We start from the raw sequence: 14958 nt of genomic DNA on the forward strand, positions 1-14958 counted from the left end.
GCACAAAGGTGAGGGCCCGCGAAGGATGAGGGCCCGGAGAAGAGGACTTCGGAGCCCGAAGGCTCCGAAGCGGTGCCCGGACGGGCTCAGAGCAGGGCGAGATCCGTTGCGGATTCGCGACCGTTGCGGCCGGTCTCGATCTCGAAGCTGATCTTGGCGCCATCTTTCAGGCCGGTCAGACCTGCGCGTTCGACGGCGGAAATGTGGACGAAGACGTCCTTGCTGCCACCCTCGGGGGCGATGAAGCCGTAGCCCTTGGTGGTGTTGAACCATTTTACGGTGCCGGTAGCCATGAACCGTATCTCCTGTTTGTCGTCAAACCGCCCGCGTCATTGCGGCGGCGTGGCCTCAGTTTCGTCTAGTCGAGACTGTCGCCGGGTAGAGAAACAGGGTATCGATAGAGGTCGCTTAGCGAGCCCATTATCGCAGATCCGTTTCCTTGCGAAAAGAGACTTTCCACAGGGGTCTTTGGTCGTGCTTGCCAGCCACACCATTTGGCCCGGCTGCGCAAACGACCCGCTAAGTCTAGCTGTTCGCGCCTCGGCGGAAGGGGGCGCAGGGCGCCCCCGACCGGCCTAACGGGCGAATTTCTTGTACTTGATCCGCTTCGGTTCCAGCGCATCAGGCCCGAGGCGACGCTTCTTGTCTTCCTCGTAATCCTCGAAGTTGCCTTCGAACCATTCGACATGGGCATCGCCCTCGAAGGCCAGGATATGGGTGCAGATCCGGTCGAGGAAGAAACGGTCGTGGCTGATCACCACGGCGCAGCCGGCGAAGTCGACCAGCGCGTCTTCCAGGGCGCGGAGGGTTTCCACGTCGAGGTCGTTGGTCGGTTCGTCGAGCAGCAGCACGTTGCCGCCCGAGCGCAGCAGGCGGGCCATGTGGACGCGGTTGCGCTCACCGCCCGACAGCAGCGAGACCTTCTTCTGCTGGTCGCCGCCCTTGAAGTTGAAGGCCGAGCAATAGGCCCGCGCATTCACCTCGGCATCGCCCAGCTTGATGATGTCCTGGCCGTCGGCGATGGCCTCCCAGACGTTCTCGTTCGGGTTCAGGTCGTCGCGGGACTGATCGACATAGGACAGCTTGACCGTGTCGCCGAATTCCACCGTGCCCTCGTCGGGCTGTTCCTGGCCGGTCAGCATGCGGAAGAGGGTGGTCTTGCCGGCGCCGTTCGGGCCGATGACGCCGACGATGCCGCCCGGCGGCAGCGCGAAGGAGAGGTCCTCGACCAGCAGCTTGTCGCCCATGGCCTTCTTCAGCCCGGTGACCTCGATCACCTTCGAGCCAAGGCGCGGGCCGTTCGGAATGACGATCTGGGCATTGGCCAGCTTCTCGCGCTCGGACTGGTTGGCGAGGTCGTTGTAGGCGTTGATCCGCGCCTTGGACTTGGCCTGACGGGCCTTGGCGCCCTGGCGCATCCATTCCAGTTCGCGGGCCAGGGTCTTCTGCTTGGACTTGTCCTCGCGGGCTTCCTGTTCCAGCCGCTTGGCCTTCTGCTCCAGCCAGGACGAGTAGTTGCCCTCGTAGGGGATGCCGCGGCCACGGTCGAGTTCCAGGATCCAGCCGGTGATGTCATCCAGGAAGTAGCGGTCGTGGGTGACGCAGAGGATCGTGCCCTTGTATTCGATCAGGTGGTTCTGCAGCCAGGCGATGGTTTCCGCGTCCAGGTGGTTGGTCGGTTCGTCCAGCAGCAGCATGTCGGGCGCTTCCAGCAGCAGCTTGCAGAGCGCGACGCGGCGCTTTTCACCGCCGGACAGCTTGGTCACATCGGCATCGTCCGGCGGGCAGCGCAGGGCCTCCATCGAAATGTCGATCTGCGCGTCGAGATCCCAGAGGTTCTGGGCGTCGATCTCGTCCTGCAGCTTGGCCATCTCCTCGGCGGTCTCGTCGGAGTAGTTCATCGCCAGCTCGTTGTAGCGGTCGAGGATCGCCTTCTTCGGCGCCACGCCCAGCATCACGTTGCCGCGCACGTCCAGGTTCGGGTCCAGCTCGGGCTCCTGCGGCAGGTAGCCGACCTTGGCGCCCTCGGCATGCCAGGCCTCGCCCTGAAAGTCCTTGTCCCAGCCGGCCATGATCTTCAGCAGGGTGGATTTACCGGCGCCGTTGACGCCGACGACGCCGATCTTCACGCCGGGCAGGAAGTTCAGGTGGATGTTCTCGAAACACTTCTTGCCGCCCGGATAGGTCTTCGAGACGCCGGACATGTGGTAGACATACTGGTAGGCGGCCATGAGGCTCTCCCTGAACTGGGTGAAAAGGCTTTGGCGGCGTGGATACAGAAAGCGGGGGGAGGTAGCAATCAGGATGGCGGAGCCTTGCGACATTTGCCCCGGTGGCCTGCCGGCGCCCCGCCTCAGGTCCTGCCCCGGGCAATTGGCAGCCGATGCGCCATTTGACCACGCGCCGCCCGCGGCCTAGCCTTCGGCCCGGGCAGGGAGGAGACCCGCATGCCGGACCAGCAGCAACAGATCGAGGCCATCACCGGGGCGCTTGCCGGGGACGACCGCATCCGGGGCCTCTTCCTCTCGGGCAGCCATGGCAACGGGCGCGCGGACAACTACAGCGACCTCGATTTCCTCATCGTCAGCCCCGAGGGGGCCAGCGACGCCATGGCCGAGATCTTCCGCGAGGCGGTGGCAGGCTGCGGCGAAATCGTGCTCTGGCGTGACCGGATCGTGCGCCCGGCGCTGATCAACGCGATCACCGCCGACTGGACCCGGCTTGACGCCGTGCTGCTGAAACCCGACCAGCTGGGGGGCCAGAGCCGGGCCGCGCTGCGGGCGCTGATCGACCGCGACGGCATCCTCGACAGCCTGCCCGAGGGCGGCGGACCGGCGCGCGACATGCCGCCGGCCCGGCTGGCCTATCTGATCGACGAATTCATCCGGGTGCTGGGCCTGCTGCACCTTGTGGCGGGGCGGCAGGAGTACCTCAACGGGGTCACCGGCTGGTTCCTGCTGCGTGGCCAGCTGATCGACCTGATGGTCGAAGAGACCGGGGCACCGGATCGCGGCGGCGCGCTGCATCTGAACCGGCTGATCTCGCCCGCGCAGCAGGCCGAGCTGGCGGCTCTGCCACTGCCCGCACCCGAACTGGCCTCGCTGGTCGCGGCACATGAGGCCATCGCGGCGGCCTTCCTGCCCCGCGCCCGGGCACTGGCGGCAGAGCGCGGCGTGCCCTGGCCCGCCGCCTTCGAAGAGGCCACCTGGCAGCGGCTTGAGCGCGCTGGGCTGCTGCGGCGCCCCTGAGCCTTCGACACGCCGGTTCCGGCCGCTGCGGCCTTGCACGGGCAGGGATTTTCCGCCAAACCCGTTGCGACCAGCGAAGGGGAAGAGAATGAGCCGGATCGACGCCAAGTTTGCCAGCCTGAAAGCCACCGGAACCAAGGGTTTCGTGGCCTATATCATGGCCGGAGATCCGGACCCGGCGCGCTCGCTCGAGGTGATGAAGGGGCTGCCCGGCGCCGGGGTCGACGTGATCGAACTGGGCCTGCCCTTCACCGACCCCATGGCAGATGGCCCCACCGTGCAGCTGGCCGGCCAGCGGGCGCTGGAAGCGGGCATGAACCTGGACAAGCTGCTGGACATGGTGCGCGCCTTCCGGGCCGGGGACGACAGCACCCCGATCGTCATGATGGGCTACTACAACCCGATCTATTCGCGCGGCGTCGACCGCTTTCTGGCCGAGGCGAAAGAGGCCGGGATCGACGGGCTGATCGTGGTCGACCTGCCGCCCGAAGAGGATGACGAGCTTTGCATCCCGGCTCAGGCGGCGGGTCTGAACTTCATTCGCCTCGCCACGCCGACCACCGACGACAAGCGCCTGCCGAAGGTGCTGCAGAACACCTCGGGCTTCGTCTACTACGTCTCGATCACCGGGATTACCGGCTCTGCCGAGGCCTCGGCCGAGATGGTGGCGCCCGAGGTCGCACGGATCAAGGCACAGACCGACCTGCCGGTGATCGTCGGCTTCGGCATCAACACCCCCGCCAAGGCCCGCGAAGTGGCCGCGGTGGCGGATGGCAGCGTGGTCGGCTCGGCCATCGTCAGCCAGATCGCGGCGGGCCAGCCGGTGGAAGAGATCCTCGCCTTCGTCAAGAGCCTCGCCGACGGTGCGCACAGCGCCTGATGCTTTGGGCCTGATGCTTTGGGCCTGATCCTTCGGGCCTGATCCCTGGGGCCCGACCGTCTTCGGACCAGATCCCCGCGTCTGATCCCCACGTCTGATCCCTCCGGCCCGCGCCAGCCCCCGACGACCGCATTGCCGCGCCTGTCGCCCCCGTGTCAGGGGCCGGCGCAGTGTGATCGGCGCCAGCAGCGGTGGATTGCATCCACCCTACGCCTGGCGCAGGCGCCGCCCCCTGATCCCTGCAGGACGCGCGCAGCCGCGTAGGGTGGGTGGCAACCCACCTGCACCCGCTAGCCGTGGTCGCGCTGGTAATCCAGCGGCGGCGGCGCCTCGCCGACCAGGGCGCGATAGCGATAGCCCTCGCCCCGTGCGGCCCGGTGGTCCTTCCGCGCCGCGGCGACCAGCGCCGGATCGGAGAGGAACTGCGCCGCAGACACCGCCAGCCCCTCGGCCGCCGCCTGCATGCCCTTCCAGCCGATCGACATGCCGCCCGCCGCCACCGCCTGCCAGGTGTGGGGCCGCGTTCCCGGCACCCAGGTTGCCGTGCCAAGCGCCCCGGTCGGCGCGATCCAGCTGACATCCCCCACGTCCGAGGAAAACGCCCCCTGCAGGTCGAACCGGTAGGGATCCAGCTGCCCGATCCGCTCCAGCGGCGGCGGGGTGTCGAAACTCTGCTGCAATTCCTCCGCCCAGGCGCGTTCCTCGTCGCTCCATCTGATCCGGGGCAGCACCGCCATGTTGGCCTGCATTACCGCGCCGACGGTGGCATTGGGCAGGATCGAATGCACCGCGCCAAGTCGCACGACCTCGGCCCGTGTCCCGGTTCCGAGCGCCGCGCCCTCTGCCGCCGCTTCCAGCCGGGCGAATATCTCGGCGGCGATGCGCGGGTCGGGATGGCGGACATTGACGTGGCTTTCGGCGAAATCCGGGATCACGTTCGGTGCCAGGCCGCCCTGCAGGGTGACATAGTGGATATGGCTGCCCTGGGGCACCACCTCGCGCAGCAGCGCTGCCATGTGGTGGAAGGCCTCCAGACCGTGCAGCGCCGAGCGCCCCTGCTCGGGCGACTGCGCCGCATGGGCCGTGCGCCCGTGAAAGCGCACCCGCGCCCCGATCGAGGCCAGCGACCGGCTCTGCCAGACCGTGTTGCAATCATCCGGGTGCCAGTGCAGCGCGATGTCCAGATCGTCGAACAGCCCGGCCCGCGCCATGTAGACCTTGCCCGCCCCGCCCTCTTCCGCCGGACAGCCGTAGAGGCGGATCTCTCCGCCGGTGCCGGTCTCGTCCTGCCAGGCGGCCAGTGCCAGCGCCGCCCCGACCGAGGCCGCGCCGAAAAGGTGGTGACCGCAGGCATGCCCGTTCGACTGCCCCGGGATCGGGCTGCGGCGCGGGCTGGCATCCTGGCTGAAGCCCGGCAGCGCATCCATCTCGGCCAGCAGCCCGATCACCGGCCCGTCCCCACGCCGGCGCCTTGCAACGAAGGCAGTCGGCAGATCCGCAACGCCGCGTGTCACCGCAAAGCCCGCCGCTTCGCAGGCCGCGGCCAGGGCGGCCGAGCTTTCCTGCTCGAGGTAGCCCAGCTCGGGCCGCTGCCAGAGCGCCTGCGCCAATCCGTTCATCACCCCGGATTGTGCCGCCGCATGGGCCAGCACCCGGTTGCGCGCCGCCTCGGGCAGCGGCGACACCTGTCTCTCAGTCATGATCGATTGCCCTTCCCCGCCCCGTTGCATGGCCCGGCCCGCAGGCCTGCCACGCTTTCGGGCACGCGACCACTGCCGGGCGCGCAAAGCCGCCCGCGGCCCGAGTTTCCCCTTGCATCAGCAGGCCGGAATGTTCCAAATACGCACACATGTTTACAATATGAACTACGGTCGCGAGGAAGGAAAGCGTGAAACAACTTAGAATCGGCGTCCACTACGAGCCTTCCAACATCGATCCCCACCTTGGCGCGGCCGAGTTGGCGCTGCAAATGACCAATGGCTGTTTCGACACGCTCGTGGTGAAAACACCCGAGGGTGCCTACCTGCCGGGCCTTGCCGCGCGCTGGCAGATTTCGGACGACCAGTGCACCTATACCTTCCACCTGCGCGAGGATGTGACCTTCCACGACGGCACGCCCTTCGATGCGGCGGCCATGAAGGCCTCGCTGGACCGGGCACGTGATCCGGCCAACAAGTCGCAGCTGGCGGGCTCGCTTCTGGGCAGCTACCGCGAGGCCCGGGTCACCGCCCCGCATGTGCTCGAGATCCACCTCGATCAGCCCTATGCGCTGCTGATGGATGCGCTCAGCCAGGGCTGGCTGGCGCCGATGTCGCCCAAGGCCATTGCCGAGATGGGAGAGGGCATCCGCCGCCATGTCGTCGGCACCGGCCCCTTCATCTTCGACCGCTGGGAGGCAGGTGACTGCCTGGTGATCAAGAAGAACCCCGCCTATGCCTGGGCGCCGGACACCGCCAACAACAAGGGCGCGCCGCTGCTGGACGAGATCCTGTTCCGCTTCCTGCCCGGTGACGCCGCGCGCTCGGCCGCGCTGGAGGCCGGCGAGGTCGATGCGATCTTCGCCACCAACCCCGGCGACTGCGCCCGCCTGCGCGCCGATGGCCGCTTCGAGGTCGCGACCTGGCCCATTCGCGGTGTGCCGGTCTCGCTGATGATGAACATCCACAAGACCCCGACCGACAGCATGGCCGTGCGCCAGGCGATCAGCCACGGGCTGGACGTCGACGCGCTGGTCGCCGAGGTCTTCCAGGGCGAGTTCGAGCGCGCCCATTCGCCAGTCTCGCAATTCACCCTGGGCTACGCGAAGGAGGTCGAGGGCATGTACCCCCATGACCCCGCCCGCGCGAACGCCCTGCTGGACGAGGCCGGGTGGCTGATGGCCGAAGACGGTATCCGCTACCGCGACGCAGAGCCGCTTTCGGTCACCTTCTACGCGCTGCCGGTCAACTTCTACCCCGAGTTCGGCCAGATCGTGACCCGCCAGCTGGCCCCCCTTGGCATCGGGGTGAGGGTCGAACTGTGCAGCCCACCCGCGTGGATCGCCGCCGGGATGGCGGGCGATCACAACCTGATCCCGCAGGGCAAATATGCCTCGTCCTCGCAGCTGCTGAGCTTCGTCTACCACTCGCGCCAGTCCGGCCCCGGGGCCTATGGCTGGTCCAAGCGCGGCCCGCAGGACTTCCCCGAAATCGACGCGCTGATCGACCGGGCCGAAACCGCGCTTGAGCCCGCGGACTACGTGCCGCTGTTCGAGAAGGTTCAGGTCGAGGTGATGAAGGCCGCGCTGGCCGTACCGCTGCATTGCAACACCAACCTGGTTGTCACCCGCAAGGAAGTTACCGGGATGAGTTTCGATGCCATCGGGGCCTACCCGCTGTTCAACGACACCGACATGGTGGAGGTCTGAGCCATGGCTGAACGTATCCTGATCCGCGCCCGCGAATATCATGACTCTGTCCGCCTGATGCGGGTCTCGGAAGCGATCCGTAAATCCCCCGGCGTCACCGAGGCCATGGTGATGATGGCGACGCCGAACAACAAGAAGATCCTTGGCAATGCCGGGCTGCTGTCGGGTGAGGCCGAGGCCGCAAGGGCGGACGATCTGATCATCGCGCTGATCGCCGATTGCGAGGCCAATGCCGCCACCGCGCTGGAACTGGCCGAGGACAGCCTGGCGCAGAAGCCCGGCGGTGCTGCAGGTGTCGCCCTGCCCCGCACTCTGGATGCGGCCCAGGCAGCCACCCCCGGCGCCAATGTCGTGGCGATCTCGGTGCCCGGCGAACATGCCTACCGCGAGGCCAAACGGGCGCTGGAACTGGGGCTGAACGTCTTCCTGTTCTCCGACAACGTCGCGCTTGAGGACGAGCGCCGGCTGAAGGAGCTGGCCGCTGAAAAGAACCGGCTGGTGATGGGCCCCGACTGCGGCACCGCGATCATCGGCGGCGCCTGCCTCGGCTTTGCCAACAAGGTGCGCCCCGGCAAGGTCGGCGTGATCGGCGCCTCGGGCACCGGCACGCAGGAGATCACGTCCCTGCTGGACTGGCTGGGCGCTGGCCTCAGCCATGCCATCGGCACCGGGGGCCGCGACCTGAAGGCCGAGATCGGCGGCGCGACGATGTTGCAGGCGCTGGATCTGCTGGCCGCTGACCCGGGGACCGAGGTCATCGCGATCACCTCGAAGCCGCCCTCGGCGGAAGTGGCCGAAAAGGTCGTCGCCGCCTGCCGCGCGGTGGGAAAACCTGTGGTGATCAACTTCCTTGGCCTTGGGCGCACCGGCACCGAGGGCAACGTGACCTTCACCGATACGCTGGCCGAGACCGCTCTGGCTGCCGCCCGCCTGATCGGCGCCAATGACGAGTTGCCCGCCCTGTCGGAGGAAGAGGCCGAGACCTATCTGGCCGCCGCCAGGGCCAAGCGCACCGGCGGCCAAAAGTACCTGCGCGGGCTCTATGCCGGTGGGACGCTTTGCTACGAGGCCCTGCTGGGGCTGAAAGAGCTGAAAGTTCAGTCAAACCTGTCCGCAGGCGCCGGACCGCTGCCGGATCTGTTTACCTCGGTCGGTCACACGGTGATCGACATGGGCGAGGATGACTATACCGACGGTCGCCCCCACCCGATGATCGACCCGGGCCTGCGCAACCAGCGCATCCTGAAAGAAGCCGCCGACCCGGAGGTCGCGCTGCTGCTGCTGGACCTGGTGATCGGCTACGCCGCCCATGAGGACCCCGCCGAGAGCCTGGCCCGGACTCTGACCGAGGCGCGCGCCAGCGCCGCCGAGGCGGGCCGCGAGTTGCCAGTGATCGTCACCATCTGCGGCACCGAAGCCGACCCGCAGGACCATGCCGCGCAGGTCGCCAGGCTGGAAACTGCGGACATCCTGGTGACCCGTTCCAACGCCGAGGCCGTGCGCCTTGCCGCTGCCTACCTGGAGGACATCCATGGCTGAAGCCCCGAACCCCCTGCTCTCTGCACCGCTCTCGGTGATCAACCTCGGCGCCGAGCTTTTCGCCGAGGCCCTGCGCCAGCAAGAGGTGCCCGTGGTGCAGGTCCAGTGGACCCCGCCCGCCGCGCAGGACGACGACCTGCTGGACCTCCTCGACACCCTGCTCTGACGAAAGACCAAGACGATGACCGACCTGAAGACCCGTATCGAAGAGGCCAACGGAAAAGCCTTCGACATCCTGCGCCAAGGCAAGCCGCAGATCGTGGACGTGGCGCCTGCCATCGAGGTGGTGCCCGGCATGAAACCCAACCTGATCCTGCATTCGGCCCCGGCCATCGCCTTTGCCGAGATGTGCGGCCCGCACAGGAACGGCGTCATCGGCGCCGCACTCTTCGAGGGGCTGGCGGCCACCGCCGAAGAGGCCGAAGCGAAGCTGCTGTCGGGCGAGATCGAGACCGCCCCCTGCCATCACCACGCCACCGTGGGCGCGGGCGCGGGCATCACCTCGGCCTCGACGCCGATGATGGTGATCGAGAACACGACCTACGGAAATCGCGCCTATTCCTGTATCTCGGAAGGCGGCGGGCTGCGGCTGCTGAAGTGGGGCTGGTACGATCAGGGCGTCATCGACACCCTGCGCTGGCAGGCGGATCACTTCGCGCCGGTGCTGAAGGCCGCGCTGGCCGCCTCGGGCCCCATCGACCTGAAGAACATCATCTCGCGCGCCGTCGAGATGGGCGATGAATGCCACAACCGCTCGGTCGCCTCGACCTTCCTGTTCCTGAAGGAGCTTTACCCGCATCTGGCGGCGATGGAGCTGACCGAGGACGTGCGCGCCTCGATCAAGTTCCTGGTGGAAAGCGAGCACTTCCTGCTGCACGCCATCATGGCGGGGGCCAAGTCGATGCTGATGCCCGCCGAGGGGACCGAGTATTCCACCATGGTCACCGCCATGGCGCGCAACGGGGTGGATTTCGGCATCAAGGTTTCGGGCCTTGGCGATCAGTGGTTCACCGCACCGGCGAACGACGTGAAGGGCCTCTTCTTCCGCGCCGAATGGGGCTACGAGGACGCCGCGCCGGATCTGGGCGACAGCTCGATCACGGAAACCGTGGGTCTGGGCGGCTTCATCCAGCCCTGCGCGCCGACGGTGACGCAATACGTGGACGGCTCGCTGGCCGAGGCGATTGCCAATACCAACGAGATGTTCGAGATCTGCATCGGCACCAACCCCGATGTGCGCATCCCGGCGATGGACTTTGCCCCGGCGCCCCTGGGGATCGACATCCGCAAGGTGGTGAAGACCGGCATCACGCCGCATATCGACACCGCGATCACCCACAAGGACGGCGGTCTGATCGGTGCGGGCGAAGTCCGCGCGCCCATCGGCTGCTTCCAGAAGGCGCTGAAGGCTTTCGGCGAGAAGGTCCAGGGCTGAAATGTCTGACCTTTCCGAAAAGATCGCATCCGCCAATGCCGAGGCCTTCGGGCGTCTGCGCTCAGCCAATCCGGTCTGGGTCGACGTACAGCTGGCCATCGACTGCCTGCCGGGGATGACCCGCGAAACCGTGCTGCACGCCGGGCCGCCGATTGCCTGGGTGGACATGTGCGGCCCGCAGAAGATGGGCGTGGTGCAGGCCGTGCTGCACGAAGGCCTGGCCACCGACGAGGCCGAAGCCGAGGCACGCATCCTGGCCGGGGAGATCACCGTGGCGCCCTGCCACGACTACAACGCCACGGGCGGCATGGCGGGGATCACCTCGGCCAGCGCGCCCATAGCCGTGGTGCGCGACGAGGTGAACGGCGTCACCGGCCATTCACAGCTGTTCCAGGGCCCGGCCTCGGGCCTGCAGGACCGCGACCTCTACAACCAGGAGGCCCGCAAGCGCTGGACCTGGCTGACCGAAGTCCTCGGCCCGGTGCTGGGCGCTGCCGTGCGCCATACCGGCGGCATTCCGGTGAAGCCGATGATCGGTCGGGCGCTGCAGATGGGCGACGAATGCCATAACCGCAACTCCGGCGGCTCGGCGCTGCTGCTGACGCAGCTGATGCTGCCGCTCTGCGAGACCTGCGACGACCCGGACCTGCTGCAACAGGCGCTGGCCTACCTGATCGAGAACGAGCAGTTCTCTCTGGTGCTGTCGATGGCCGCGGGCAAGGCCATGGCCGAGGCGATGAAGGGGGTCGAGCATTCGACCATCGTCACCACGCTCTGCCGCAACGGGGTCAACTTCGGGATCAAGGTTTCCGGCCTTGGCGAACAGTGGTTCACCGCGCCTGCGAACCGGATCGAGGGGCTCTATTTCAGCTCTGAATACAGCGACGCCGATGCGGTGCCCGACATCGGCGACAGCGCGATCATGGAGACCGTGGGCCTGGGCGGGCACGCGCAGGCGGCAGCGCCCGTGTTGCAGCAGTTCGTCGGCGGCTCCTTCGCCCGGGCCTGTGGCCTGATGCGCGACATGGGCGAGATCTGCCAGGGCGAGCTGACCGAGTTCAAGGTGCCCAACATGGACTTCGCCGGTGTCCCCGCCGGAATCGACATCCGCAAGGTGGTGAAGACCCAGATCACCCCGGTGATCGACACCGCCATCGCCCACAGGAAGGGTGGCGTCATCGGCGCGGGCCAGACCCGGGCGCCGCTGGCCGCCTTCGAACAGGCGCTGCGCGCCTTCGGCGCCGCCTACGCCGGGCCGCGCCCATGACCGGCCCGCTGCTCTCCCTCAGGGATCTGAACGTGTCCTTCGGCCAGGGCCGCAGCGCAGTCCACGCGGTGCGCAACCTCTCCTTCGACGTGGCGCGCGGAGAGATCGTGGCCATCGTCGGCGAGAGCGGCTCGGGCAAGTCGAACGCCGTCCTGGGGCTGCTGGACCTTGTGCGCGCACCGGGGCGGCGCAGCGTCGGCCAGCTGGTCTTCGACGGCGAGGACCTGACCGGCTACGGGCCGCGCCAGATGCGTCGCATCCGGGGCCGCCGCATCGCCATGATCTTCCAGGATCCGATGACGGCGCTGAACCCGCTGCTCTCGGTCGGGCGGCAGATGGTCGACCTGGGGCGGCAGCACCTAGGGCTCAGCCGCAAGGCCGCCTGGGCGCGCGGCATCGAGGTGCTGGAAACCGTCGGCATCACCGCCGCCGAGGCCCGCATGAAGGCCTATCCGCACCAGCTTTCGGGCGGCATCCGTCAGCGGGTGATGATCGCCATGGCGCTGATCTGCGAGCCCGAGCTGCTGATCGCGGACGAGCCGACGACGGCGCTGGACGTGACCATCCAGGCACAGATCATCGAGCTGGTGAAGGACCTTCAGGCCCGGCTTGGCCTGTCGATCATCTGGATCACCCATGACCTCGGCGTGGTCGCCGCGCTGGCCGACCGGGTGATCGTCATGTACTCGGGCACCCAGATCGAGGAGGGCCCGGCAGAGGCGCTCTTCAACCGCACCGGCCATCCCTACACAGAGGCCCTGCTGGCCTCGATGCCGCGCGTCGACCAGGCCCCGGACGGCGCGCTGCGCACCCTGCCGCAGGGCCAGCGCGAGGCCCCGGATGGCTGCCTGTTCCGCGCCCGTTGCAGCTATGCCGAGCCGCAATGCGCGGCCGACCGTCCGGCGCTGGACAGCCTTGCGCCCGGCCATCGCGCCGCCTGTTTCCGCCCCGATCGCCAGAGGCAAGGAGCCCCCTCCCATGGCTGAGCAAGAGCTGATCTTCGTCCAGGACCTGGACGTGCATTTCGACATCGGCCGCGAAGGCTTCGGCAAGTCCTCCGCGCGCAAGGTGCGGGCGGTGGACGGGCTGACCCTGAAGATCCGTCCCGGCGAGACCATGGGCCTTGTCGGCGAATCCGGCTGCGGCAAGTCCACGGCGGGCCGCGCCATCCTGCGGCTGGTCGATCCGACCCGCGGCCGGGTGATGTTCGACGGGCAGGACCTGTCGGCGCTCGGGCCGCGCGGGCTGCGCCAGATGCGCAAGCGGATGCAGATCGTGCACCAGGATCCCTATGCGTCGCTCAATCCGCGCATGAAGGTGAAGGACATCGTGGGCGAAAGCCTGATCGTGCACGGCCTGGCGAAAGGCCGCGCCGTCGCGCCCCGCGTCGCCGCCCTGCTGGAAACCGTCGGCCTTGGCACCGAGGCGATGGAGCGCTACCCGCACGAGTTCTCGGGCGGGCAGCGCCAGCGCGTCGGCATCGCCCGCGCCCTCGCTGTCGAGCCCGACTTCATCGTGCTGGACGAGAGCATCTCGGCGCTGGATGTCTCGATCCAGGCGCAGATCATCAACCTGCTGAAGGACCTTCAGCGCGACACCGGGGTGACCTACCTGTTCATCTCGCATGACATGGCCGTGGTGCGGCACATGTCGGACCGGGTGGCGGTGATGTACCTCGGCGCGGTGGTCGAGATGGGCCCCTCGGAAAGCCTCTACGCCAGCCCGCGCCATCCCTATACCCGCGCCCTGCTGAAGTCGGTTCCGGTGCCGCAGGTCACGGCGGCGGGCAAGCCGACGCTGGAAGGGATCAAGGGAGAGCTGGCCAGCCCGATGGAGGTTCACAAGGGCTGCCGGTTCTGCAACCGCTGCCCGCTGGTGCAGGATATCTGCCGCCAGTCGCCCCCGACCCTGGATGTCGTGACACCGGGCCATTTCGCCGCCTGCCACTTCTCGGACCGGCTGGCCACGGCGGCCTGAGCCGCCCGCCGCCCCCCCGGCAACATGGCCTGAAGTGTTCCCGGACGACGGGGGCTTTCGCTGGGTCCCGACAGCCCCCGTCAAGCCTGCATCAGGTCAGCGTGCGGCCGATCTCGGCCGCCGCTTCCTTCATCTCGGGCAGCGCCTCGTCCAGCAGCCGCTCGAGCGAGACGATCGAGGTGAAGGTATAGGTGTTGAAGCTGGCCACCACCTCTCCCTTCGCGCCGAGGATCGGCACGGCCAGAGAGCGCACGCCGACCGCCATCTCCTGGTCGACAAGCGCATGGCCCTGCTGCCGGATGCGCGCCAGCTCGTTGCGCAGGTCGGCGATCGAGGTCAGCGCGGTCTCGGTCGCCGCCACCAGCCGCACTTCGGCCAGCAGCGCCTCGCGCGCCGGTTCGTCGAGATTGGCAAGGATGCTGCGCCCGGCCGAGGAATAGCCTAGCGGGAAGCGCCGCCCGATGGTCAGCGCGGGCGAGAGCAGGTCGTCGGTATTGGCCGAGGCCACGTGCACGATGTGATCGCCATCCAGCACCCCGAGCGCCATGGGAAAGCCGGTGCGGTCACGGATCCTGTCAAGGTAGAACTGCGCCTTGTCGGCCAGCGGCATCGAGGACAGGTAGGCATAGCCGAGGTCCATCACCTTGGGCGTCAGCCGGAACAGCCGCCCGGTCTGCGACACGAACCCCAGAGAGGCCAGCGTCAGCAGGTAGCGCCGGGCGCCCGCGCGATCCATGCCGGTCTTCTCGGCGACCTGCGTCAGGGTCATCTCGGGGTCGGACTTGTCGAAGGCCATGATGATGCTCAGCCCATGGACAAGCGAGCCGACAAGCGGCTTGGTCCGGGCCTCCTTCGGCTGGGCTGCTGCGGTCCTGGTGCCAGCGGTCTGGTCGTCGTCGGTCTGGGTCACGGCCATCAATCTCTTTCTTCGGGGCGGCACGGCTGAGCCGGCCGGTCTTGGGCGACCCGGCCCTGCCCTGGCTGCCGAAGCTCTGGTCAGGGACCGGGATACGCGAAACAAAGGCCTTTTCGCAAGGCGCCAGCGGCGGACGCGCGGGCCACGGCAGCCCCCGTCGGGCGACATGCCGAAAGAACGCCCGTCCGAGCCGTCGCGCGGCTGGGAGCGCCCCCTCAGGCCCCTGCGGCGCCCGCCCCTCCCCGGGCGGCGCCGACAGCGCCTGCGGACCGGGCAGCCCCCCTGATTCA

At 68.0% G+C, this 14958-nt stretch carries 13 protein-coding genes; 9 read left to right on the plus strand and 4 right to left on the minus strand.

Translation table 11 applies throughout. The features are described 5' to 3' along the window. Positions 1–86: 86 nt before the first annotated feature. On the minus strand, positions 87–293 hold the full coding sequence (locus OS124_RS0102540; protein ID WP_010137740.1) for a cold-shock protein: 207 nt from the start codon (positions 291–293) through the stop codon (positions 87–89). Between the two features lie 282 nt (positions 294–575). Further along, complete coding sequence (gene ettA, locus OS124_RS0102545) at positions 576–2231, minus strand: energy-dependent translational throttle protein EttA (protein ID WP_010137741.1); 1656 nt, start codon at positions 2229–2231, stop codon at positions 576–578. A 216-nt stretch (positions 2232–2447) separates the two neighbouring features. Here ettA and OS124_RS0102550 point away from each other — a divergent pair, with 216 nt between their 5' ends. Together OS124_RS0102550 and trpA are read left to right on the plus strand one after the other, a co-directional pair. Then, the gene (locus OS124_RS0102550; protein WP_010137742.1) at positions 2448–3248 is read left to right on the plus strand and encodes a nucleotidyltransferase domain-containing protein; all 801 of its coding nucleotides are present in this window, start codon (positions 2448–2450) and stop codon (positions 3246–3248) included. A gap of 88 nt (positions 3249–3336) precedes the next feature. After that, positions 3337–4128, plus strand: a complete 792-nt coding sequence (gene trpA / locus OS124_RS0102555; RefSeq protein WP_010137743.1) for a tryptophan synthase subunit alpha — start codon at positions 3337–3339, stop codon at positions 4126–4128. 290 nt (positions 4129–4418) lie between these two features. Here the strand turns inward: trpA and OS124_RS0102560 are convergent, their stop codons facing one another. Continuing rightward, positions 4419–5828 (minus strand): amidohydrolase, encoded by a 1410-nt coding sequence (locus OS124_RS0102560; RefSeq protein WP_168161426.1) that lies wholly within the window; start codon positions 5826–5828, stop codon positions 4419–4421. Between the two features lie 188 nt (positions 5829–6016). Here OS124_RS0102560 and OS124_RS0102565 point away from each other — a divergent pair, with 188 nt between their 5' ends. The 7 genes from OS124_RS0102565 to OS124_RS0102595 are packed head-to-tail and all read left to right on the plus strand — an operon-like array spanning position 6017 to position 13752. Beyond that, positions 6017–7534, plus strand: a complete 1518-nt coding sequence (locus OS124_RS0102565) for an ABC transporter substrate-binding protein (protein ID WP_040606557.1) — start codon at positions 6017–6019, stop codon at positions 7532–7534. 3 nt (positions 7535–7537) lie between these two features. Then, on the plus strand, positions 7538–9073 hold the full coding sequence (fdrA, locus tag OS124_RS0102570) for an acyl-CoA synthetase FdrA (protein WP_010137746.1): 1536 nt from the start codon (positions 7538–7540) through the stop codon (positions 9071–9073). Next, positions 9066–9239 carry a hypothetical protein gene (locus tag OS124_RS27240; RefSeq protein WP_010137748.1) on the plus strand — a complete coding sequence of 58 codons (174 nt, stop codon included), beginning with the start codon at positions 9066–9068 and terminating at the stop codon, positions 9237–9239. Before fdrA ends, OS124_RS27240 begins: the two co-directional genes overlap by 8 nt. A 15-nt stretch (positions 9240–9254) precedes the next feature. Then, positions 9255–10508 (plus strand): DUF1116 domain-containing protein, encoded by a 1254-nt coding sequence (locus tag OS124_RS0102580; protein WP_010137749.1) that lies wholly within the window; start codon positions 9255–9257, stop codon positions 10506–10508. 1 nt (position 10509) lies between these two features. Then, positions 10510–11775: a DUF1116 domain-containing protein gene (locus OS124_RS0102585; protein ID WP_010137750.1), complete on the plus strand. Its 1266-nt coding sequence runs from the start codon at positions 10510–10512 to the stop codon at positions 11773–11775. Further along, positions 11772–12761 carry an ABC transporter ATP-binding protein gene (locus OS124_RS0102590; protein WP_010137751.1) on the plus strand — a complete coding sequence of 330 codons (990 nt, stop codon included), beginning with the start codon at positions 11772–11774 and terminating at the stop codon, positions 12759–12761. The genes OS124_RS0102585 and OS124_RS0102590 overlap by 4 nt, the downstream gene beginning before the upstream one ends. Further along, positions 12754–13752 carry an ABC transporter ATP-binding protein gene (locus tag OS124_RS0102595; protein ID WP_010137752.1) on the plus strand — a complete coding sequence of 333 codons (999 nt, stop codon included), beginning with the start codon at positions 12754–12756 and terminating at the stop codon, positions 13750–13752. The genes OS124_RS0102590 and OS124_RS0102595 overlap by 8 nt, the downstream gene beginning before the upstream one ends. Positions 13753–13843: 91 nt before the next feature. Here the strand turns inward: OS124_RS0102595 and OS124_RS0102600 are convergent, their stop codons facing one another. Next, positions 13844–14668: an IclR family transcriptional regulator domain-containing protein gene (locus OS124_RS0102600; protein WP_010137753.1), complete on the minus strand. Its 825-nt coding sequence runs from the start codon at positions 14666–14668 to the stop codon at positions 13844–13846. Between the last annotated feature and the right edge of the window lie 290 nt (positions 14669–14958).

Origin of the sequence: Oceanicola sp. S124 (genome assembly GCF_000220565.1) — a bacterium.
Taxonomy (GTDB): domain Bacteria; phylum Pseudomonadota; class Alphaproteobacteria; order Rhodobacterales; family Rhodobacteraceae; genus Pseudooceanicola.